The organism is Kibdelosporangium banguiense, assembly GCF_017876405.1.
In the GTDB taxonomy this organism is placed as follows: domain Bacteria; phylum Actinomycetota; class Actinomycetes; order Mycobacteriales; family Pseudonocardiaceae; genus Kibdelosporangium; species Kibdelosporangium banguiense.
In genome coordinates this window covers 2553372-2573889 of the sequence record NZ_JAGINW010000001.1, presented here as the reverse complement: position 1 = coordinate 2573889, position 20518 = coordinate 2553372, and the positions used below count along the sequence as shown (strand labels likewise).

Annotated in this window: 19 protein-coding genes; 12 read left to right on the top strand and 7 right to left on the bottom strand. The window is 66.7% G+C overall.

Annotation, left to right across the window (positions count from 1 at the left end; translation table 11 throughout):
- Window positions 1-80 precede the first annotated feature (80 nt).
- The 6 genes from purS (at window position 81) to JOF56_RS12305 (ending at window position 6628) form a co-directional block, all read left to right on the top strand.
- Window positions 81-320, top strand: coding sequence for a phosphoribosylformylglycinamidine synthase subunit PurS (gene purS, locus JOF56_RS12330; RefSeq protein WP_209637339.1), 240 nt, complete (start codon window positions 81-83; stop codon window positions 318-320).
- Window positions 317-988 carry a phosphoribosylformylglycinamidine synthase subunit PurQ gene (purQ, locus tag JOF56_RS12325; protein WP_209637337.1) on the top strand — a complete coding sequence of 224 codons (672 nt, stop codon included), beginning with the start codon at window positions 317-319 and terminating at the stop codon, window positions 986-988. The genes purS and purQ overlap by 4 nt, the downstream gene beginning before the upstream one ends.
- Window positions 985-3261, top strand: coding sequence for a phosphoribosylformylglycinamidine synthase subunit PurL (purL, locus tag JOF56_RS12320; RefSeq protein ID WP_209637334.1), 2277 nt, complete (start codon window positions 985-987; stop codon window positions 3259-3261). The genes purQ and purL overlap by 4 nt, the downstream gene beginning before the upstream one ends.
- Before the next feature lie 281 nt (window positions 3262-3542).
- Entirely contained in the window at window positions 3543-3848 is a 306-nt protein-coding gene (locus tag JOF56_RS12315) for a lactococcin 972 family bacteriocin (protein ID WP_209637332.1), read from the top strand.
- 70 nt (window positions 3849-3918) lie between these two features.
- Window positions 3919-5967 carry a bacteriocin-associated integral membrane family protein gene (locus JOF56_RS12310; protein ID WP_209637330.1) on the top strand — a complete coding sequence of 683 codons (2049 nt, stop codon included), beginning with the start codon at window positions 3919-3921 and terminating at the stop codon, window positions 5965-5967.
- A gap of 4 nt (window positions 5968-5971) precedes the next feature.
- Entirely contained in the window at window positions 5972-6628 is a 657-nt protein-coding gene (locus JOF56_RS12305) for an ABC transporter ATP-binding protein (RefSeq protein WP_209637328.1), read from the top strand.
- Window positions 6629-6665: 37 nt separating this feature from the next.
- Here the strand turns inward: JOF56_RS12305 and JOF56_RS12300 are convergent, their stop codons facing one another.
- Together JOF56_RS12300 and JOF56_RS12295 are read right to left on the bottom strand one after the other, a co-directional pair.
- A complete protein-coding gene (locus JOF56_RS12300; RefSeq protein WP_209637327.1) occupies window positions 6666-8153 on the bottom strand; it encodes an aldehyde dehydrogenase family protein in 1488 nt (495 codons plus the stop codon).
- A gap of 34 nt (window positions 8154-8187) precedes the next feature.
- Window positions 8188-9315, bottom strand: a complete 1128-nt coding sequence (locus JOF56_RS12295; protein WP_209637326.1) for an MFS transporter — start codon at window positions 9313-9315, stop codon at window positions 8188-8190.
- A 67-nt stretch (window positions 9316-9382) separates the two neighbouring features.
- On the opposite strand from JOF56_RS12295, the gene JOF56_RS12290 reads away from it, so the two are divergent.
- Window positions 9383-10351 carry an ArsR/SmtB family transcription factor gene (locus tag JOF56_RS12290; RefSeq protein ID WP_209637325.1) on the top strand — a complete coding sequence of 323 codons (969 nt, stop codon included), beginning with the start codon at window positions 9383-9385 and terminating at the stop codon, window positions 10349-10351.
- Window positions 10352-10365: 14 nt separating this feature from the next.
- On the top strand, window positions 10366-11001 hold the full coding sequence (locus tag JOF56_RS12285; protein ID WP_209637324.1) for an MBL fold metallo-hydrolase: 636 nt from the start codon (window positions 10366-10368) through the stop codon (window positions 10999-11001).
- Here the strand turns inward: JOF56_RS12285 and JOF56_RS12280 are convergent.
- Window positions 10923-11657, bottom strand: coding sequence for a DUF2334 domain-containing protein (locus JOF56_RS12280; RefSeq protein WP_209637323.1), 735 nt, complete (start codon window positions 11655-11657; stop codon window positions 10923-10925). The two genes, JOF56_RS12285 and JOF56_RS12280, sit on opposite strands and share 79 nt — an antisense overlap.
- 86 nt (window positions 11658-11743) lie before the next feature.
- Window positions 11744-12619, bottom strand: coding sequence for a phosphoribosylaminoimidazolesuccinocarboxamide synthase (locus tag JOF56_RS12275; protein WP_209637322.1), 876 nt, complete (start codon window positions 12617-12619; stop codon window positions 11744-11746).
- A gap of 147 nt (window positions 12620-12766) precedes the next feature.
- Here JOF56_RS12275 and JOF56_RS12270 point away from each other — a divergent pair, with 147 nt between their 5' ends.
- Genes JOF56_RS12270 through JOF56_RS12260 form a run of 3 tightly spaced genes read left to right on the top strand, consistent with a single transcriptional unit; the run spans window position 12767 to window position 16846 of the window.
- Window positions 12767-14257 carry an ABC transporter transmembrane domain-containing protein gene (locus JOF56_RS12270; protein WP_307855062.1) on the top strand — a complete coding sequence of 497 codons (1491 nt, stop codon included), beginning with the start codon at window positions 12767-12769 and terminating at the stop codon, window positions 14255-14257.
- The gene (locus JOF56_RS12265) at window positions 14254-15987 is read left to right on the top strand and encodes an ABC transporter ATP-binding protein (protein WP_209637321.1); all 1734 of its coding nucleotides are present in this window, start codon (window positions 14254-14256) and stop codon (window positions 15985-15987) included. The genes JOF56_RS12270 and JOF56_RS12265 overlap by 4 nt, the downstream gene beginning before the upstream one ends.
- 49 nt (window positions 15988-16036) lie before the next feature.
- A complete protein-coding gene (locus JOF56_RS12260; protein WP_209637320.1) occupies window positions 16037-16846 on the top strand; it encodes an SAM hydrolase/SAM-dependent halogenase family protein in 810 nt (269 codons plus the stop codon).
- On the opposite strand, the gene JOF56_RS12255 is transcribed toward JOF56_RS12260, so the two are convergent.
- Both JOF56_RS12255 and JOF56_RS12250 read right to left on the bottom strand, forming a co-directional pair.
- Window positions 16843-17478: a hypothetical protein gene (locus JOF56_RS12255; protein WP_209637319.1), complete on the bottom strand. Its 636-nt coding sequence runs from the start codon at window positions 17476-17478 to the stop codon at window positions 16843-16845. The genes JOF56_RS12260 and JOF56_RS12255 overlap by 4 nt on opposite strands.
- On the bottom strand, window positions 17475-18260 hold the full coding sequence (locus JOF56_RS12250; protein ID WP_307855061.1) for an ATP-binding cassette domain-containing protein: 786 nt from the start codon (window positions 18258-18260) through the stop codon (window positions 17475-17477). The genes JOF56_RS12255 and JOF56_RS12250 overlap by 4 nt, the downstream gene beginning before the upstream one ends.
- 165 nt (window positions 18261-18425) lie before the next feature.
- Between JOF56_RS12250 and JOF56_RS12245 the strand changes: the two genes are divergently transcribed.
- Window positions 18426-19682, top strand: coding sequence for a M14 family metallopeptidase (locus JOF56_RS12245; protein ID WP_209637316.1), 1257 nt, complete (start codon window positions 18426-18428; stop codon window positions 19680-19682).
- On the opposite strand, the gene JOF56_RS12240 is transcribed toward JOF56_RS12245, so the two are convergent.
- Window positions 19679-20491 carry an MOSC domain-containing protein gene (locus JOF56_RS12240; protein WP_209637314.1) on the bottom strand — a complete coding sequence of 271 codons (813 nt, stop codon included), beginning with the start codon at window positions 20489-20491 and terminating at the stop codon, window positions 19679-19681. The genes JOF56_RS12245 and JOF56_RS12240 overlap by 4 nt on opposite strands.
- Between the last annotated feature and the right edge of the window lie 27 nt (window positions 20492-20518).

Here is a 20518-nt window from a genome sequence, read left to right as displayed (position 1 = left end):
GCAGGGCGAAACCCCCAGGTCAGGTACGCTTCGCAAAGTCCGCCGTCACCCGCAGTGATGTTGAAATGGGAGCAACGACCGTGGCTCGAGTCGTCGTCGACGTAATGCCCAAGCCGGAGATTCTCGACCCGCAGGGACAGGCGGTGGCCAAAGCGTTGCCCCGTCTGGGCTTCGCCGGTGTCACCGAGGTCCGCCAAGGCAAGCGGTTCGAACTGGAGGTGGACGACTCGGTCGACGACGAGACGCTCACCAAGATCGCCGCTGATCTGCTTGCCAACACCGTGATCGAGGACTTCACCGTACGGCGGGTGCAGGCATGAAGGTCGGTGTCATCACCTTCCCCGGCACGCTTGATGATCAGGACGCCGCCCGCGCGGTGAAGTACGCCGGTGGCGAGGCCGTCTCGCTCTGGCACGCGGACGCCGACCTGCACGGCGTGGACGCGGTGATCGTCCCCGGCGGCTTCTCCTACGGCGACTACCTGCGCTGCGGCGCGATCGCGCGGTTCGCCCCGGTGATGGGCCCGGTGATCGAGGCGGCCGGCAAGGGAATGCCGGTTCTGGGGATCTGTAACGGTTTCCAGATCCTGTGCGAGGCGGGCCTGCTGCCCGGTGCGCTGGTTCGTAACTCCGAACTGCACTTCGTCTGCCGGGACCAGTGGCTGAAGGTGGAGAACACCTCGACCGCGTGGACGACCCGGTACGAGGGGGGCGCGGAGATCCTGATCCCGCTGAAGTCCGGCGAAGGCGGTTACGTCGCTGAGAAGCACGTCCTGGATTCGTTGGAAGGCGAAGGCCGGGTGGTGTTCCGGTACGTCGGCGCCAACCCGAACGGGTCGCTGAACGACATCGCCGGCATCACCAACGCGACTGGCAACGTTGTCGGCCTGATGCCGCACCCCGAGCACGCCATCGACGCGCTGACCGGACCGTCCGACGACGGCCTGGGCATGTTCTTTTCCGCCCTCGACGCACTGGTGAAGGCATGACTGCCGATAACACTGACACTGTCAAAAACGCTGAAACCACTCCGAACACCGCCCAGCCGTACCGCGAGCTGGGCCTCAAGGACGACGAGTACCAGCGAATCCGGGAGATCCTCGGTCGCCGGCCCACCGACGCCGAGCTCGCGATGTACTCGGTGATGTGGAGCGAGCACTGCTCCTACAAGTCCTCCAAGGTGCACTTGGCCTACTTCGGCAAGACCACCACCGAGCAGATGCGCGCCAAGATGCTCGCGGGCATCGGCGAGAACGCCGGTGTGGTCGACGTCGGGGACGGCTGGGCGGTCACCTTCAAGGCGGAGAGCCACAACCATCCGTCCTATGTGGAGCCTTATCAGGGCGCGGCCACCGGCGTCGGCGGTATCGTCCGCGACATCATGGCGATGGGTGCGCGGCCGTTGGCCGTGATGGACTCGCTGCGCTTCGGCCCCGCTGACGCTCCCGACACTCGCCGCGTACTGCCTGGTGTGGTCGCCGGTGTCGGTGGTTACGGCAACTGCCTCGGCCTGCCGAACATCGGCGGCGAGGTCGTTTTCGACTCGACGTACATCGGAAACCCGCTGGTGAACGCCCTGTGTGTGGGTGCGATGCGGGTCGAGGACCTGCACCTGGCGCACGCGTCGGGCACCGGCAACAAGATCATCCTGTTCGGCGCGCGGACCGGCCTGGACGGCATCGGCGGCGTGTCGGTGCTGGCTTCGGACACGTTCTCCGGCGACGAAACCTCGGCGGGCCGCAAGAAACTGCCGTCGGTGCAGGTCGGCGACCCGTTCACGGAGAAGGTGCTGATCGAGTGCTGCCTTGAGCTGTTCCGCGAGGGCATCGTGGTCGGCATCCAGGACCTCGGCGGGGCGGGCCTGTCCTGCGCCACGAGCGAGCTGGCTTCGGCCGGCGACGGCGGTATGCACGTGAATCTCGACCAGGTTCCGTTGCGTGCCAAGGGAATGACACCTGCCGAAATCCTCTCCAGCGAGTCGCAGGAGCGGATGTGCGCGGTGGTCAAACCGTCCGATGTGGACGCCTTCATGGCGGTCTGCGCCAAGTGGGACGTGACCGCGACCGAGATCGGCGAGGTCACCGACACAGGACGGTTGGTGATCACCTGGCACGACGAGGTCGTGGTGGACGTCCCGCCGCGGACCGTCGCCCACGAAGGCCCGGTTTACCACCGTCCGATCGCACGGCCAGCCGACCAGGATGCCTTGCAGCAGCCGGTTTCCCTGCCGCGTCCGTCCACTTCGGAGCTCCGGGATCTGGTCCTGCGGATGGCCGGTTCACACAACCTGTCGTCGCGCGCCTGGGTGACCGACCAGTACGACAGGTACGTCCGCGGCGGCACAGTCCTCTCTCAGCCCGCGGATGCCGGCATGATCCGGATCGACGAAGAGACCGGCCGCGGCGTCGCGCTTTCCGTTGACTGCAACGGCCGCTACTGCAAGCTCGACCCCTATCTAGGCGCGCAGCTCGCTTTGGCCGAGGCGTACCGGAACGTCGCCGTCAGCGGTGCGACTCCGGTCGCGGTGACGAACTGCCTGAACTTCGGCTCGCCGGAGGACCCAGGCGTGATGTGGCAGTTCGAGCAGGCCGTCCGTGGCCTCGCGGACGGCTGCGTCGAACTCGGCATCCCCGTGACCGGCGGAAACGTCAGCTTCTACAACCAGACCGGCTCCACCGCGATCCTGCCGACCCCGGTCGTGGGCGTCCTGGGCGTCATCGACGACGTCCGCCGCCGCATCCCCACCGGCATCGGCGCCGAAGCAGGCGAAACCCTGTTGCTGCTGGGTGCGACCCACGACGAGTTCGGCGGCTCCGAATGGGCCCACGTCGTGCACGGATCGCTGAGCGGTCGGCCACCTCGCGTGGACCTCGCCCACGAGCAGTTGCTCGCGGAGATTCTGCGCGCCGGCTCCCGCGACGGCATGGTCTCCGCAGCGCACGACCTCTCCGACGGCGGCCTCGCACAGGCATTGATCGAGGCCTGCCTCATCGGCCAGACCGGCGCCCGGATCTTCCTCGACCCCGACCAGGATCCGTTCGTGCAACTGTTCTCGGAGTCGACAGGCCGCGTCATCGTCGCAGTCCCCCGCACGGAGGAGCTGCGCTTCACCGACATGTGCACCGCCCGCGCGTTGCCATGGCGCAAGCTGGGTGTCGTCGACCTTGAATCGCAGTCACTGGAGATCCAGGACATCGCCACGTTCGGTCTGGACGAACTCCGCAACGCCTGGGAGGGCACCCTCCCCGCGCTGTTCCACTAGGCACCTTGTCCGGGCCGCTGTCTGGGCGGCCCGGACAAGGCGATTTACCGAATGGCATTCTCTATGATTTCTATTACACCCGAGAATGTGATCAAAAACACCGTACAAGGTTCGCGCATTACACAGGTAAATCCCCCGGCAAAGCCTCGCGATGACCGGTTTCAAGCTCAGCTGAAACCCCTTTCGAATTCACCCGAAACCGGCTAACTTTCACCCCCGGCAACCAAGAAATACGGTTTCCGGTTATTTGTCGGCTTTTCCTTGAGGTGGGATTCAGAGATATGGGTTTCAAGAAGATCGCCCTGACCGGCCTTACCGCGGCCGCAGTGCTGACCGGTACCGCGGGCATCGCCGCCGCGACCATCGCATACCCCAAGGAGGGTGGCACGTGGGACTACGGCGCCAACGCCAACAGCGTCTGGTCCCTGTACAACCACCCGTCCAACTGCCACAGCTCCGCCACCGACGGCGCGAGCGGCCGGAGGACGTCGGGCGCCACCCGGGGTGGCCAGTGGGCAGCCTCGACTGACTCCGCCGCCTTGTGGGGCAACAAGGCCTACTACAACCCGTCCGCCTCGGGCTGCTGATTTACGAAGGAAATCCTGCGGAGTGGAAATCGAACCCACTCCGCAGGACCCCGAGGGGTAAGGAAAGTCTTTGTTCCCCAAGAGCCTCCGGTTCGTTCTTCTCGCCAACTGGATATTCGCCTGCTTTCTCTCGTTCACCGTGGTGACGCACTGGGACGAACTCGCGCCGCTACCGGCCCGGTCAGCCGTCACCGTCACGGCGTGGGACAAGAGCACACCGACGGGCGAGTTGCGTTCCCAGATCGAACAGTTCATGGTCGACCACGCCATCACGGGCGGGCGGCTGACCGACGACTTCGCGGGGGAACAACGCGGCCGCACCCTGTACCTGGCGGGTACGGACCCGGCTGTGGCCGAATGGCTGCGCGACGGCTACACGGACTTCACGCGATCGCTGACCACACGCGTGCGCCCGTTCGCCGAGGCAGGCGATCAAGAACCGACCGGCGTCTACGTGGTACTCGGCGACTACGCCGAAGCCGCTCGGCTGGGCGACTTTCTGTCCTCGAAGGGCTTGGTGGTCGGCGAACGGTTCGACCGGTGGAGTCTGGCCGGTGCCGACCGGCAACTGCAGGACGATCACGTGACCATCCTGAACATGATGATGCTTGTCTCGGTCGCGATAGCCGCCGCAGGTGTGCTGATGGGGGCGCGCTCGTACAGCATCAAACGACTTCAGGGCTTGGGTTACGCCAGTCTCCTGCTGTCCGACGTGCGCCATGCCGCCAGGTACTGGCTGACCGGTGGCGCTTTGATCGTTGGCGCCACCACAGGTTTTCTCCTGATGTACAACGGTTTGGCGGCCTTCGGCAGCTACCTGCTGACGACCTTGGCCATCGGTTGCGTGCTGGCCGTCGCCGCCGTCGGAACACACGCCCTGGCATTGTCGGTCCTCATGCGACTGAGCGTGGCAGCCTCCGTGAAAGGTGAGCTTCCCGCCCGGACGGCCTCAGTTGTCGCGTACACGTTGCGGGTGGCAACCGTCATCGCGACGGTGGTTCTCGTCGAGAGGGCGGTCGCGACCGGACTGGACATTGAGCGGCGCGAAGACGCGCTCACCGCCTACACACAGCTGGGCAGCACGTCGCGGATCGGCCTTGGCAGCGTCTGGTCCGCCGCCGAGGAGAAACAAGCCACTTCGGTCGTCGGCGCGTGGCTTCGAACCGAAGATCGAGCGGGCCACCTGATTCTCGCCGGACGAGAGCTCGTCCAGGACATGGGTCCGTTGCGGGGCAGGGATCTGCTCTACGTCAACGACAACTTCCTGCGGGAACAACCGATCCGGCTCGCCGACGGGGCCAAACCCGCAGTGGGCGAGCCCACTCTGTTCATCCCCGCCGACCTGTGGAACGACCGGGACGCTGTGGCCCCGCTGTTGCCAAGCAGCATGTCCACAGTGGAATTCAAGCAAGCCATGGCCGCCTCGCGCCAGCAGGTCTTCACCTACACGTCCAAGATCGACGGACCGACCGCGCCAGGTGTGGCGAACGAGGACCACTCCTTGGCCACCGATCCCATCGTGGTCTTCCTGCCCTCGCAGCTGGGACTGCTGGACGGCGAGAGCTTCACGGCCTTCGCCACGCAGGGACGAGTGCTGTTCCCGAATCCGCAAGTGGTTCGCGACGCGATCGGCGCCGATCCCGGCCTCCGCCGGTTCGTCGTGTCGGTCACTCCCGCGGCGACCGAAGCCGCCACTGCGCACAACGAGGTGATTCGCAAGTTCCAGCTGACGTTGTTCGGCGCAGCGGCAGGTGTGCTGGTCCTGCTTGTCACCGGAATCGGCGCTGTGCAGATCCATACCCGGCGCAACGCACAGCTCATCTTCGCGAGGCACGTCAGCGGGTGGCGGTTCACCGCGACTCACCGGATGTTGCTGGCTTTCGAAGCGGCTGTGCTCGTCGTTCTGGTCGGCTGGCTGCCATACCAGGTGTGGCGCGTCAATAGTGAGCTGGCGGTGTTTCTGCGCCGGGGCATGATTCCCCCGTTCGATCCGGTGGCGCTGAGTGCCACTGCGTGGGTGGCCATCAGCCTGCTCGCCGCGTTGACCGTCTGTGGTGCACTCGCGGCTCTGATCCGTGCGCACCACCGTATGGTCCGCGCCGGAGCCAGTGAGGCGTGAACCTGTGACCCGAGTTGGAGGCACGACCATGCTGGAAACCAACGACCTCACCATGACCTACGGCGAGCGAACCCTGTGGAGGGGCCTCGACCTGACGTCGAAGCCGGGCCAGTTGACGGCGCTGACGGGCCCCAGCGGCTCGGGCAAGTCCACTTTGCTCAACTGCATGGGTCTGCTGGAACAGCCGACCAGTGGTGAGATCTGGTTCGACGGGCAAGAGCTGACCCGGATGCGACCGAGAGCGGTGCGACGGTTCCGCCGTGACCATCTGGGCTACCTGTTCCAGAACTACGCGCTCGTGGAGAACGCGACGATCGCCCAGAACATCGATGTGGCGCTGCAAGCGAGAGGCGTTCGCGGCGCCGCCGCCCGGACAGCGTTGTCGGAGTCACTGGAGCGCGTGGGGCTTGCGGGGCGCGAAGGTGACCGGGTCAGCAGGCTCTCTGGCGGCGAACAGCAGCGCGTCGCGGTGGCTCGCCTCATCGTGAAGGAGCCGAGCCTGGTCCTGGCTGACGAACCTACTGGCGCGTTGGACCACGGCAACACGGAAACCGTGGTCTCACTTCTGCGCGGCCTCGCGGACAACGGCGCGTGCGTGGTCATCGCCACTCATGACGACTGGGTCTGCGAACAGTGCGACGACACGGTGTCACTGGACTGACTTGCCATGTCGTCGCCCTGCCGCTCGGTTGTCCGGGCTACTTGCGTTTGCCGTGCAGGATGGTGATGAGTTTGGCGACGGCTGCGTCGGTTTTCTCGGTGCGGGAGAAGGTGGTCAGGGCGATGGGGGGCTTGAAGCGCTGGCGGGCGATTGCTTTGGCGCGGGTGAATTCTTTGAGGCCGTCGGGGCCGTGGATTCGGCCGAAGCCTGAGTCGCCTACGCCGCCGAAGGGGAGGGTGGGGATGCCGGCGAAGCTGATGACGGAGTTCACGGCTGTCATGCCGGAGCGCAGCCGGCGGGCCAGTTCCATGCCGCGCCTCTTGGCGAAGACTGTGGAGCCCAGGCCGTAGCGGGAGTCGTTGGCTTTTGAGACTGCTTCGTCCATGTCCTTGACCTTGGCGATGGTCAGGGTTGGGCCGAAGGTTTCGTCCTGTACCGCGATTGAGTCTTCGGGGACGTCGACCAGCACTGTGGGCTGGACGAATTTTTCGCCGACCGCATCCGGGCCGCCGACGAGGGCTTTGCCGCCGCGTTCGATGGCGTCGGCGATGTGGCGGCGGATTATGTCGAGCTGGGCGGGCATGGTGATCGGGCCGATCTTGGCTTCGGGGTCCGAGCCCGCGCGGACCGACTTGGCGATCTCCACGGTCTTGGCCACGAAGGCGTCGTAGACCTTCTCGTGCACGTAGACCCGTTCGACGCCCACGCATGTCTGGCCAGCGTTGGACATTCCGCCCCAGACTGCCGCGTCGGCCGCCGCGGCTATGTCGGCGTCCTCGTCGACCAGCAGGGCGTCCTTGCCGCCGGCTTCGATCAGCACGGGGGTCAGGGTTTCCGCGCAGGTGGCCATGATCTTGCGGCCGGTCGCCGCCGAGCCTGTGAAGGCCAGCTTGTCCACGCCGGAACGGCACAGTGCCGCGCCGGTGGCGCCGTAGCCGGTGAGCAGCTGGAAGACCGGGTATTCGGGCACGGCCTCGGCGAAGGTCTCGACGAGCCACTTGCCGACGCCGGGGGTGTACTCGCTGGGTTTGAAGACCACGGCGTTGCCCGCTGCCAGGGCGTAGACGATCGAGCCCATCGGGGTGAAGACCGGGTAGTTCCACGGGCCGATCACGCCGATGACACCAAGCGCTTGGTACTCCACGGTCGCGGCCTGGTTGGCCATCAACAGACCTGCGGCGCGGCGTTTGGGGCCAAGCACCTTGCGGGCGTTCTTCGCGACCCAGGCGGTGTGGTCGACCGCGAGGACCACTTCGATCATCGCGTCGGAGTGCGGCTTGCCGGTCTCGGCGTGCACGACTTCGGCGAGCTGGGCGCCGCGCCGGGTGATGATGCCCTTCCAGCGCTGCAGCCGCTCCGCGCGGCCTGCGTAGCCGAGGGAGTTCCACCAGGTATACGCGTTGCGCGCGCGGGCGACGGCCTGTGCGACGTCCTCCTCGGTATGGACCGGGTACGTCCCGACGACCTCGTCGGTGGCCGGGTTCAACGAGTCGAATGTCTCGACCTTGTGCTCCACAGTGGTCATGAGAGCGCGCCTCCTGGGTTGCCTACCCTGGAGGCTACTCGACAGTAACGGGCATGGCGACGGGCGTTCTTGACTGCACGCCAATGAGCGCCGCGGCCACACATCCGATCATCGCGCCAAGCAACGGCGCCCCTGCGAGCGGCAACGCGGACACGGACAGTGAGCCCAGCGCGAACCCGGCTCCCTGGGACGTGAAGATCAGCCCGAAGCCCTCTGCCTTGCGTTCGTCGGGCAGTGTCGTCTGCAGATGCATCGACATCGTGGTGTTCAACGGCCCGATGCATATACCGACCGTGACAACCCCCGCGACGAGCATCGGCCAGGTCCCGCCAAACGCGACGAGGACCGCACCCAACGCCATCCCGGTCAGCAGCACGACCGCACGAATCCGCCGGTCCAGCGTCAGCCGTGGCCCGAGCCAGGCGTACAGCCCAGCTCCGGAAAGGCTCGCCGCGGTCAGCACCACGATCACGATCACGGCTGCCCCTGGACCGCCGCCGACTCGTTGCGCCAATGGGAGCGAGGCGACTTCGATCGTGCTGCACAAATACCCGAACGCGAACGCGCACAACAGCCAGGACAAGATCGATCCCAGTCGCGGCCGAACACCGTGTTCCTTGCGCGCAGGCGACCCTGACGGCACAAAAAACGCAGCCAGCACATAGGAAACAGCCATCCCCAGCACGGGAGCGACTCCGCCGAGCGGTGAAAGCAAAGCGACCACAAGCGGTCCGCCGACGACCACACACTCAACGATCATCGCGTCGACCGCGATGGCACGTTCAAGAGATCCGGCAGCCACGGCAGAAGGCAGTAACGCCCGCATGCCGCCGGCAAGCCCACCGGCGACGACCCCGGTCAGCACGACAAAAACGATCATCAGCACCGGTGACCCGCTGACCGCAGCCAGCCCGCACAGACACAAAGCACAGAGGACAAGCAGCACCCGCAAGCCGCGAGCCACACCAATGCGGTCGAGCAGGCGCCCAACCAAGCCAGCGGTGGTGATCTCGGCGCCGACGAACACGGCCATCATCAGCCCGCCCAGCCGATACGACCCGGTCACCTGCGTCGCGAGCACGGCGAACGCCAGCGGAGCCATCATCGACGGCAGCCGCAGCAGTTGCGTGCCCAGCGACCAGCGCCAATAGCGAAGATTCATGCCGAGGACAGTGCCGTTTGGCCGGTCGGCGGCGATACTGATTCGGATATTCCCGAAAGGACGCCCGGTGATCGAGATCCTGCCCGGCGAAATCGGCGCCCAGCACGTCCGGCTGGCGATCTCGCCGTTGGAAGAAGTGCTCAACGCCGTCCGAGTGCTGAGCAAGCCCGGCCGCTCAGCCGTGCACGCGCGCTGGGCTGCGGCCAACAGGTCCACGCTGACCTGCCTTGACGTGCCCGAACTCGTTTCGCTGCTGGCCGGCGACCAGTACTTCCCGGATTTCCTCAGCCCGCCTCCGCAGGACTCCGCGACCACGGTCGAGGACCAGCTCGAGGCCGTCATCCGGACCTCCGCCGAGCAGGTCCGCACCGAGATCGTGATGTCCACGGCGGGCCGGGACATCCCCGGTGAGCTCGACGAACTGCTACGGGACCCCGGCGAGGCACGTGATCTGCTGGCCGAACAGCTGCGCAAGTGCTGGGACATGCTGGTGCGACCGGTCTGGCCGAGGCTGCAGGACGTGCTGCGGACCGACATCGACTACCGCACCAGGCAGTTCGGTGCAGGCGGCCTGGCCAAGGTGCTGGGCAGCGTGCACCCCGGCGTGACGATCAACCATGGCCGGGTTCTGCTGCCCACGTTCAACACCGGACGGCTCGAACTGGACGAACGCGGCCTGTTACTCGTGCCGAGCGCGTTCGCCAGCCATATCGGCGTGATGATGGTGCCGCCGTGGCAGCCTTCGCTGGTCTACCCGGCGCGCGGCTCCGCGACGCTATGGGAGGACGTGCCCGCGCCGGACGGCGATCTACTCGCCGGGGTCGTCGGCCGGACGAAGGCACGGCTGCTCAGGGCGCTCGACTCGCCCGCGAGTACGACGGTGCTGGCCGAGCGGCTGGGCGTCGCCCCCAGCACGATCTCCGAGCATATCAAGGCCCTGGCCGCGGCCGGTCTGCTCAACGGCAGGCGCGCCGGGCGTAATGTCAACTACAGCCGCAGCTCGCTGGGCGACGAACTGGTGTCAAGCGCGACCTGAAAGGGAAACCGGCCATGCAATTTGTCCATTTCGGACATTCCTGTGTGCTGGCGGAGAGCGGATCGGCCAGGCTGCTGTTCGATCCCGGGGTGTTCTCCGCCGGTTTCGAGGACGTCCGCGACCTGGACGCGATCCTGATCACGCACCAGCACCCCGACCACCTTGACATGCAACGACTTCCGGCCTTGGTGGCGGCCAACCCCAAGGCGGTGGTGATCGCCGACCCCGCGTCCGCCCAGGACGCCGCTGCTGCCGGTGTGACCGCACGGGTCGTCCGGCCTGGCGAGAGCTTCCAGATCGGCGGCGCGCAGGTGAACGCCGTCGGCGGCAATCACGCGATCATCCATCCTGAGGTCCCGGTGCCGCCGAACGTCGGTTACGTGATCGACGACGGCGCCTTCTACCACCCTGGCGACTCGTTCTTCCGGCCTGAGCAAACCGTTGACGTGCTGGGCATGCCGACCGCGGCGCCGTGGCAGAAGCTCTCCGAGGCGATCGACTACCTGCGGATGATGAAGCCACGCGTGGCACTGCCGATCCACGAGGCCGTGGTGTCGGTCCCGCAGATGTACTACGGCAGGTTCACCGAACTCGGCCCCAAGGAGACCGAGGTCCGCGTGCTGGAGCGTGGCGAGGCAACGGCTCTCTGATACGTGGTGGGCTCGGCGCCGTGGTGGGTAGCGATGTCGATCGCATCGAGAATCGCCCGCCGCGGCCCTGGCCTGGCCAGGTCGGCCGCGTCCACGGACAACCGCACCAGGCCGCCACGCCGTGCGGCTCGTGCGACCCCTAGTACCAAAGCAAAACAAGACCACGGCTCGACGCGTTCGCCGTACGCGAGTCCGTGGACACGTCCTTTGTGGACGGCTCCGGACTTCAGGTCGTAAACCTTGCTCATGTCGGCGCACAACACAAAACCATTGCGCTGCAAGGCAGTGAGCGTTCCGGCTGAGGCAGCCCACTGCGGCGGCGCGAAGCTGTCCAGTTCGAGGCCGTGCCGCTCCATGGTCCGGCACGCCGCGGTCAGCCGCAGACCGGCCTCATGTGCGGGCAACGACCCGAATTCGGCGCGGCGACGTGGCACGTCCGTGTGATCGAAGCCGTGCAACAGCAGCGCGTCCCCTCGGGCGCGCCGCTGCCGCACCCAGTCCACTACCACTGAGGGCTGCCCCAACCCTGCCAGCCGCGGCGCGAACAAGAGCGAGAGCGCGACCCCCCGAGGGTCCAGCTCTCCAGCCAGTTCGGCGCAGCGGTGCAGAGTCCGGGTCCCGATCCCGGACAGCGAAACCACCAGACGCGCGGACACACCACCATGACGCCTCACCCGCATGGCGGCCGTTTGTCATCCGGGTAACGGGCAGGCGCTATCCAGAAGAATTCACGAAAGGGTGATCATGCCCAGTCGGCGAACGACTTTCCGGAAACGCGCTCGTACGCCTCGACATACCTCGACCGGGTGTATTCGGCGACCTCGTCGGGCAGTGGCGGCGGTGCCTCGCCGGAATGGCGGTCCCAGCCGGACTCCGGCGAGGTCAGCCAGTTACGCACGACCTGCTTGTCGAACGACGGCTGGACGACACCTTCCTCGTATCCGTCGACAGCCCAGTACCGCGACGAGTCGGGTGTGAGCACCTCGTCGCCGAGCACGAGCTCACCGGAGTCGTCCAGGCCGAACTCGAACTTGGTGTCGGCCAGGATCATGCCGCGCTCCAGCGCGTGCGCGGCCGCACGCGTGTACAGGTCCAGCGTGGTGCTGCGCAGCTTCTCAGCCAGGTCGTCGCCGACGGTGGCCCGGACGGCGTCGAAGTCGATCGCCTCGTCGTGCAGCCCGACCTCCGCCTTGGTGCTGGGCGTGAAGATCGGTTCGGGCAGTTTGGACGCCTCGGTCAGGCCCTCGGGCAGCCGCACGCCGCTGACCGCGCCGTCCCTGCGGTAGTCGATGATGCCGGATCCCGTGAGGTAACCACGGGCCACGCACTCCACCGGCAGCATCTTCAGCTTGCGAACCAGCAGGGCACGGCCACGGACCTCCTCGGGAATCCGCGGGTCGTCGGCGGACACCAGGTGGTTACGGCCGCCGAGCAGGTCGAACCAGAACACGCTCATCGCGGTCAGCACGCGGGCCTTGTCCGGGATCGTCGTCGGCAGCACGTAGTCGAACGCCGAGATCCGATCGGAGGCGACCAGCAGCAGGTGGTCGTCGTCCACTGCGTACAACTCGCGGATCTTTCCAGCGGCTACCTGCGGATACTCAGAGAGCGTTGGCACCTCCGCAGCTTAATTGCGTAGCGCGGGTCACACGCGACGCGGTAGCTTCCGGCCATGCATTGGCATTGACTCACTCCAGACTCGAGATCGCCGCTGCGGTTCCTGTGGTGGCTGATCCGATCCGCACCGCGCCCGATCGTCACGGCCGTGGTGTTCGGTGCACTGTGGATGGTTCCGCTGGCGCTTGTGCCGCTGGCCATCGGCAAGGCGATCGACGAAGGTATCGCCCCGCGAGACACCGGTTCGCTGCTGACCTGGACAGGCCTGATCCTCGGGCTCGGTGTGCTGCTGGCGCTGAGCAACGTCGTGCTGACGCGTGCGGGAGACCGAGCGTGGCTGGACGGCGCGAGTCTCATGCAGCAGGCCGTCCTGCAGCACGCGACGCGTGTCGGCGCCGCCTTGCCCAAGAAGATCAAGACCGGTGAGATCGTCGCGGTCGGCTCGTCCGACCTGTACAGCATCGCCGGGCTGCTCGAAGTGATCGGCCGGCTGACCGGTGCCGTGGCCTCGTTTGTCGTGGTCGCGATCGCGCTGTTGTCGAGTACGCCGATCCTGGGCCTGGTCGTGCTGATCGGTGTTCCGCTGGCGACTCTCGGTTTCATTCCGTTGCTCGGGCCGTTGCGCAAACGGACCGAAGCGCATCGTGAAGAGGTCGGCGCGGCGACCGCGATGGCCGCCGATATCGTCTCCGGCCTGCGGATTCTCCGGGGAATCGGTGGTGAGAAGCAGTTCACCGACCGGTTCGCCGAGACCAGTCAGCGAGTCCGCAAGGCGGGCGTGAACGCGGCCAGGATCGACTCCTGGCTGTCCGGGATCGAGGTGTTCCTGCCTGGCCTGGTCACGGTCGTGGTGCTGTGGCTGGGTGCACGGCTGGCCTTGGACGGCACGATCTCGGTCGGCGAGCTGGTCGCGTTCTACGGTGTGTCGGCGTTCCTCGTGGTCCCGGTGAGTGTCGCGACCGAAGCGGCACACCACTACAACGAGGCCACGGTCGCGGCCCGGCGAGCGTGCGAGATTCTGCGCCTGACGCCTGGTCTCGAATCGCCGGCGGACCCGAAACCGTTGCCGTCCGGTGCTTTCGGGCTACGGGACGAACTCGACGGGTACGACTGCCCAGCCGGGCAGTTGACCGTGATCAACACGACGGGCTCGGACGCGGTGGCCGACCGGCTTGGCCGGTACGTCGACGCGCCGGTGTTCGCCGACGGTATCGCCTTGCGGGACGCGGACATCACCGAGATCCGAGACCGGATCCTGGTGGCGCACAACCAGGACGTGCTGTTCTCCGGCAAACTCGCCGACGAGGTCGACATGGGCAGGTCGGTCGATCTACGCACGGCGTTGTGGGCCGCGGACGCGATGGACGTCGTCGACGGCCTGGAACACGGCACAGACGAGTACCTGGCCGAGCGCGGCCGGACCCTGTCCGGTGGTCAGCGGCAGCGAATGCTGCTGGCCAGGGCGTTGAGCTTCGACGCGGACGTACTCGTACTGGACGAGCCGACCTCGGCCGTGGACGCCCACACCGAGGCCAGGATCGTGCGGCGGGTCGCGGAGTTGCGCCGTGGCCGTACGACGGTCGTACTCAGTCAGAGTCCTTTGTGGACAAATATCGCGGACAAGGTGTACGCGCCATGAGGACGACACTTCCCCTTGCGGACAAACGCGAAGTCCGGGCCTGGATCTGGGCGGTCGCGGTGGCCAACAAGTGGTCGTTCGCCGCCATGATGTCGTTGTTCGGTGCCGCGACACTCGTCGGCCTGATCGGCCCGCAACTGCTGGGTGACCTGGTCGACGCGGTTGTGGCCGGTACCGACACCTGGCGGGTCGACGTGACCGCGTTGATTTTCGTCGGCGTGCTCGTGGTCCATGCCCTGCTGCGGCGGCAGGCCCGGTTCCGGGCCGCGGTGTTCGGCGAACGACTGCTGGCCGAGGCCCGCGAGGGCATGGTTCAGCACGTGGTCCAACTGCCGTTGTCCACCGTCGAGTCGGCAGGCACGGGTGACCTGCTCAGTCGTGCCACGTCCGATGTGGACAAGCTGGACGAGGGCCTTCGGCAGGCCGCGCCGGAAATCGTGATCGCCGCGGTGACCGTGGCACTGACCGCGATCGCGATGGTCATCACCTCGCCGGTGATCGCGCTGGGCATGCTCGTCGCGGTGCCGTTGCTGGTCGCGGCCACCCGCTGGTACCGGCCGCGAGTGATCCCGAAATACCAGGAGGCACTGGCCTGCTGGGCGGATGTGCATTCCAGCACGCATGAGACCGCTGACGGCGGCCGGACCATCGAAGCGCTCCGGCTGCGCGGGCGACGGATCGAGCACAACACCAAACTGCTGGGCAAGGCCGTCGACGCCGAGTGGTACTCCAGCCGGTTGTGGTCGGTGTTCCTCGGTGCCCTGGACATCGGTTTCATCCTGCCGATCGCCGTGATCCTGCTGATCGGTGGCGTGGCGTACGCCACCGGCACGGCCGGGATCGGCGAGATCACCGCAGTCGTGCTGTACGCCCGCGCGTTGGTGGACCCGTTGAGCGAGGCGCTGACCTGGCTGGACGAGCTGCAGGTCGGCAATGCCGCGCTGCGCCGGATCCTTGGCGTGCAACGGATCAAGCCGGATCCGGGTGACGAGTCCGCGATCCCGCACGGCACGAACATCGCCGTCCGGGACGCCAAGTTCGCCTACAGCCCTGGCCGGGAAGTGTTGCACGGCATCGATTTGGACATCGTGCAAGGCGAACGGCTGGTCATCGTCGGCCCGTCCGGCGCAGGCAAGTCCACGCTCGGCCGATTGCTGGCGGGCATCAACGCGCCGGACACCGGCTCGGTGAGCATCGGCGGGGCCGAGGTGAGTTCGTTGCCGCCGGCCAGGCGCAGGCGGGAAGTCGTCCTGGTAACGCAGGAACAACACATTTTCACAGGCACGCTCCGTGAAAATCTGACCCTGCCGAGGCCAGCGGACGACGAGGAACTCTGGGACGCGCTGCGCACCGTGGACGCCGACGAGTGGGCGAAGTCGTTGCCGGACGGGCTGGACACCGTACTGGGCTCCGGTGGTGAAGCCGTCGCACCCGCGATGGTTCAGCAGATCGCGTTGGCACGCCTGGTGTTGGCCGATCCGCACACGCTGATCCTGGACGAGGCCACGTCTCTTCTGGACTCGTCGGCGTCCAGGCACCTGGAGCGGTCATTGAGCGCGGTTCTGGCTGACCGCACGGTGATCGCGATCGCTCACCGGCTGACCACAGCGCGTGACGCGGACCGTATTGCCGTCATGGAGGAAGGCAGGATCGTCGAGCTCGGCAGTCACGACGAGTTGATGGCTGCGCAGGGGTCGTACGCAAGTCTTGTCAATAGCCTGTCCGGCTAATTCGGCGGGCCCTCCGATGGGTGACCACCCGAACACGGTATTAATGCGCATGGCCATCGATTGGATTTCGTTGACCACCGACTATGGGCTGGCGGATGGTTTCGTCGCGGCGTGCCGTGGTGTGATCGCCCAAAAGGCTCCTCGAGCCCAGGTCATCGACGTTTCCCACGCTGTGCCTCCGCAAGATGTACGGCGTGGGGCGACGGTTCTCGCGCAGGTCGCGCCGTATCTGCCGCCTGCGGTGCACGTCGCCGTCGTCGATCCTGGAGTTGGTTCCGGGCGCAGAGCCTTGGTGGTCGTCGCTGAGGAAGGGCTGCTGGTCGGGCCGGACAACGGCTTGCTGCTACCGGCCGCGGACGCTCTGGGCGGGGTCCACGCTGCCTATGAGCTGGTGGCTGAGGAGTTCCGGTTGCCCGCTGTATCGCACACGTTCCACGGGCGGGACATCTTCGCGCCGGCCGCCGCGTATCTCACTCTCGGTGTCGAGCCGGCCGACTTCGGCCCGCAGATCGAGCTGGAGACCCTGGTCCAGCTGGCTGAGCCGAACGTCGTGGTGGCCAGCCAGCGGCTGATCTCGGACGTGCTGACGGTGGACCATTTCGGCAACATCCAGCTGGCCGCGCAGGTCCGCGACATGATCGCGACCGGCCTGCTGCTGCCGGGTGCTTCCGTCCAGGTCCAGATCGGCATGCACACCATCGACGCCACGATCGGCCGCACGTTCGACGACGTGGAACCGGGTGAGGCCCTGGTGTACGTCGACTCGGCCGGTCACGTGGCGATCGCGGTCAACCAGGGCTTCGCGTCCTCGATGCTGATGCTGAGCCAGCGCAGCGCGGTCGCTGAGATCAGACGTTAGATCCTCCTGCGTGCCAGGACATGCGCGAGGCCGATGACCAGGGCGGACAGCACCAGGGTCTCGGCGGCGATCACCAGGATCGGCCCGGGGCTCGGGGACCGGTCGGCGTACAGGTCGATCATGGCGTTCACCGGCGGGGCCTGCCGGATCAGCAGCTGGGCCAGGCAGATGCCGACGCCCACCAGCGCGGTCCAGGAGATCTTGGTCAGCACCGGGCGGCTGATCAACGTCCCGAACGCGACACCAGCCAGTGCCGTCATCACGTAGTCGACGAACCCGACGCCGACGTGCTCGTACTGATTCGCGGTCACCGTGAGCCAGATCAGCGACACGAGCCCGAGAACCAGGGTGCACAGCAGCGCGGTGAGGACCTTGGCGGGCCAGACCCGGCCGAAGCCGCCGGTGATCGCCATGGTCATCGCGGCCTGCGCGGGTTCCTCGCTGTGGAAGACCACGACAGTCAGCCACATGCCGATCGGCACGAGCGCCGCCGCGGCCATCGCGTAGGTCGGCAGCACCGGGCCGGTGGGCGGGCCGATGATCATCAGCGCGACCAGGTAGGTGAGCAGCGGCGGGACCCAGCGCTGGGTCCGCAGGACGTCCGCGAGCAGGTAACGAACCAAAGAGATCATGGCTTCGCCTCGATCAACGACCAGCCGCCGGCCAGGGCCGTCAGCAGGAGTTTGTCCGCGTCCTCGGTCCGGACTGTCACCCGGCCGGGCTCTTCGAGCAGGACTTCCGCGCCCAGAGCAGACGCCGACAAGCCTTCCCTGGTGGGCTGCAACGTGATCCGCATGCCACGAGCAGCCTCCGCGACGAGCCTGCCGTCGAGCAACCGGTACATCCTGCCGCCGGCGGGAACGGCGCTTTCGTGGGCGCTGAGCAGGATCGAGGCGCCGTTGTGCTCGGCTTCCGACATCAGCCTGGCCAGTTCCGCCTTGGCGGGAGCGTCCAGACCCGTCGCCGGTTCGTCCACGACAAGCAGGTCCGGCGGTTTCAGGAACGCCTGCATGACCGCCACTTTCTGGCCGTTTCCCTTCGACAGGGAGGCGATCGGCACGTCCGGGCCGGGCGCCAGGGCCAGTCGCTCGGCCAGTTCGTTCGTCCGCGTCAGGACCTCGTCGGGCGGCATCCCACGCATACGCCCCACGTGCGCCAGGTACTGCCGCGCGGTCATCCGCATCGCGGCGGGGGCACGCTCGGGGATGTAGCCGACCGTTTGCGGCAGCTCGGTGATCCGGCCGGCCGTCGGCAACGCCGCGCCTGCGATGATCCTGAGCAGCGTGGACTTACCGACGCCGTTACCGGCGACGATGACCGTGACCACGCCTTGCTCGACCTTCAGGTCGACGCCGTCAAGCACCCATGGACCCACGCGGGTGTACCGCTTGCGGACCCCTTCAACCAACGTCACTTGGCCATAGTGCCGTGGATCGGGAACCAGACGATCGCCTCGCCGCCAAAGGGCTGACCTATTTGGTCCGGAAGACGGCAATCGTCCGGTCATGTCTTGCGCACGTTCGGTGAGCGGACCCACGCTACGAGACACCCTGCAGACAACTGAACAAAGGGAGGGCCCATGAGGTCTCGTCGCGGTCGCTTGGCCGCGGCGGTGCTCGGCGCTGCCATGCTGATGCCCCTGCCGATGACGGCGGTGGCGCAGCCTGACCAGAGCACGGCCGTTGTGTCCGACAGCCAACAGGCTGGGACTGCCACCTACTCGGTGCGTAACACGACCCCAGAGTCACGTACTGCCATCAGCCGTTTCAACGTCGACATGCACGGTGTCGACAGCGGCACGCTCACGTTCGCGGCCACCCCGAGCCAGGCGAAGGCCCTGCGCGCGGCGGGGTACAAACTGGAGCAGCACGTCCAGGTGATGGACTTCCCTCCGGCCGACTCGATGTACCACAACTACGCGGAGCAGAACGCCGAGCTGCAGAAGATCGCGGCCGACCACCCGTCGATCGCGCGGCTGTCGAACATCGGCACCAGCTTCCAGGGCCGCAACCTGATGCTGCTGAAGATCAGCGACAACGTGGCCAGCGACGAATCCGAGCCCGAAGTGCTGTTCACGTGCCAGCAGCACGCACGCGAGCACCTCACACCGGAGATGTGCCTGCGGATCGCCAACCGCTACACCGACGGCTACGGCAGCGACACGGCCATCACCAACATGGTCAACAGCCGTGAGATCTGGATCGTCACGAGCGTCAACCCCGACGGCTCCGAGTACGACATCGCGACCGGCAGCTACCGCAGCTGGCGCAAGAACCGGCAGGGTCCAGGTACTGACCTCAACCGGAACTTCGGCTACAACTGGGGCTGCTGCGGCGGTTCCAGCGGGTCGACCGGCAGTGAGACCTACCGCGGCCCGTCGGCCTTCTCGGCACCGGAAACCCAGCGGGTGCGCGACTTCGTGAACTCCCGCGTGGTCGGCGGCGTGCAGCAGATCAAGTCGCACATCGACTGGCACACCTACTCCGAGCTGATCCTGTGGCCGTACGGCTACACGTACAACAACACCGCGCCTGGCCTGGACGCCAACCAGGAACGCGCGTTCCGGACGCTCGGCCAGCAGATGGCGGGCACGAACAACTACACCCCGCAGCAGTCCAGCGATCTGTACATCACCGATGGCACGATCAACGACTGGCTCTGGGGTGTGCACAAGATCTGGAGCTACACCTTCGAGATGTACCCCCGGTCGGGCGGCGGCGGTTTCTACCCGCCTGACGAGGTCATCACCCGGGAGACCTCACGCAACGACGCGGCTGTCGCGTTGTTCCTGAGCTACTCCGACTGTGTGCCGCGCGTCATCGGCGGTACCTGCTAATCCCACTCGGTAACCGAGACGGGGTCACCGACGGTCAGCTCGCCGGGCTCGAGCACGGCGAACTTGGTGCCGAAGGTGACCCCGCCTTCGGGTGCCCTTCGGTAGCTCGCCAGCGTCTTCGTGGGCTCGTGCCCGGCTTTCTGCCCGGTGGCCTGGTCCACGGTGGGCACCACGCAGCGGATCGCGTACTTGGCGTAGCCCACCTCGACTGAGCCCACGGTCATCCGGCGCACCTTGTCCTCGGAGTACGGCTCGTCCCAGCCGCCGATCACCACGTTGGGCCGGAACCTGTTCATCGGCAAGGAGTCCCCGCCGCTCTGCAGGATCAGGCCGTTGAGGTGGTCCAGCGACGACAGGCTGGTCACGAGCAACGCGTGCCCGTCGGCGAACCCGACCCAGCCTTCGTTCAGCCCGCCCGACCTGCGCTGATGCTCCGGCGGCACCCGCACCAGGCGGCACGGCTCGCCCATGAACTCGGTGAACCATTCCGCGGCTTCGGCGCCCTGGTCGACGGCCTTGCCGGTCCATGTATGCAACAGGACCTCCAGCTGTTCACCGTCGGGGACGATGTCGAGCTGAAGGTCCTGGATTCCGGGCGCGGCCAGCGTCAGCGTGCCGTCGCCGAGTCTGGGCGTGACCACGGCCATGCGCGGCCTGGTGCGCTGGGTGATGAACTTGCCGTGCTGGTCGACCACCATGAACAGCCGGTCGTGGGCGAGACCCGTCTCGCCCACGGCCGCGCGGTCCAGCGACTCGCCTGCGCAACCCTTGACCAGGTATCGGATCAGTTCAACCACCCGTGCGTGCATGCGCCAAACCTAGAACACTCGGCGCCG

What these genes read in the sequence shown, in the direction of transcription:
- purQ (WP_209637337.1), top strand. Translation starts at nt 317, where the DNA reads ATGAAGGTCGGTGTCATCACCTTCCCCGGCACGCTTGATGATCAGGAC.
- purL (WP_209637334.1), top strand. Translation starts at nt 985, where the DNA reads ATGACTGCCGATAACACTGACACTGTCAAAAACGCTGAAACCACTCCG.
- JOF56_RS12315 (WP_209637332.1), top strand. Translation starts at nt 3,543, where the DNA reads ATGGGTTTCAAGAAGATCGCCCTGACCGGCCTTACCGCGGCCGCAGTG.
- JOF56_RS12300 (WP_209637327.1), bottom strand. Translation starts at nt 8,153, where the DNA reads ATGACCACTGTGGAGCACAAGGTCGAGACATTCGACTCGTTGAACCCG.
- JOF56_RS12295 (WP_209637326.1), bottom strand. Translation starts at nt 9,315, where the DNA reads ATGAATCTTCGCTATTGGCGCTGGTCGCTGGGCACGCAACTGCTGCGG.
- JOF56_RS12285 (WP_209637324.1), top strand. Translation starts at nt 10,366, where the DNA reads ATGCAATTTGTCCATTTCGGACATTCCTGTGTGCTGGCGGAGAGCGGA.
- JOF56_RS12265 (WP_209637321.1), top strand. Translation starts at nt 14,254, where the DNA reads ATGAGGACGACACTTCCCCTTGCGGACAAACGCGAAGTCCGGGCCTGG.
- JOF56_RS12260 (WP_209637320.1), top strand. Translation starts at nt 16,037, where the DNA reads ATGGCCATCGATTGGATTTCGTTGACCACCGACTATGGGCTGGCGGAT.
- JOF56_RS12255 (WP_209637319.1), bottom strand. Translation starts at nt 17,478, where the DNA reads ATGATCTCTTTGGTTCGTTACCTGCTCGCGGACGTCCTGCGGACCCAG.
- JOF56_RS12245 (WP_209637316.1), top strand. Translation starts at nt 18,426, where the DNA reads ATGAGGTCTCGTCGCGGTCGCTTGGCCGCGGCGGTGCTCGGCGCTGCC.
- JOF56_RS12240 (WP_209637314.1), bottom strand. Translation starts at nt 20,491, where the DNA reads ATGCACGCACGGGTGGTTGAACTGATCCGATACCTGGTCAAGGGTTGC.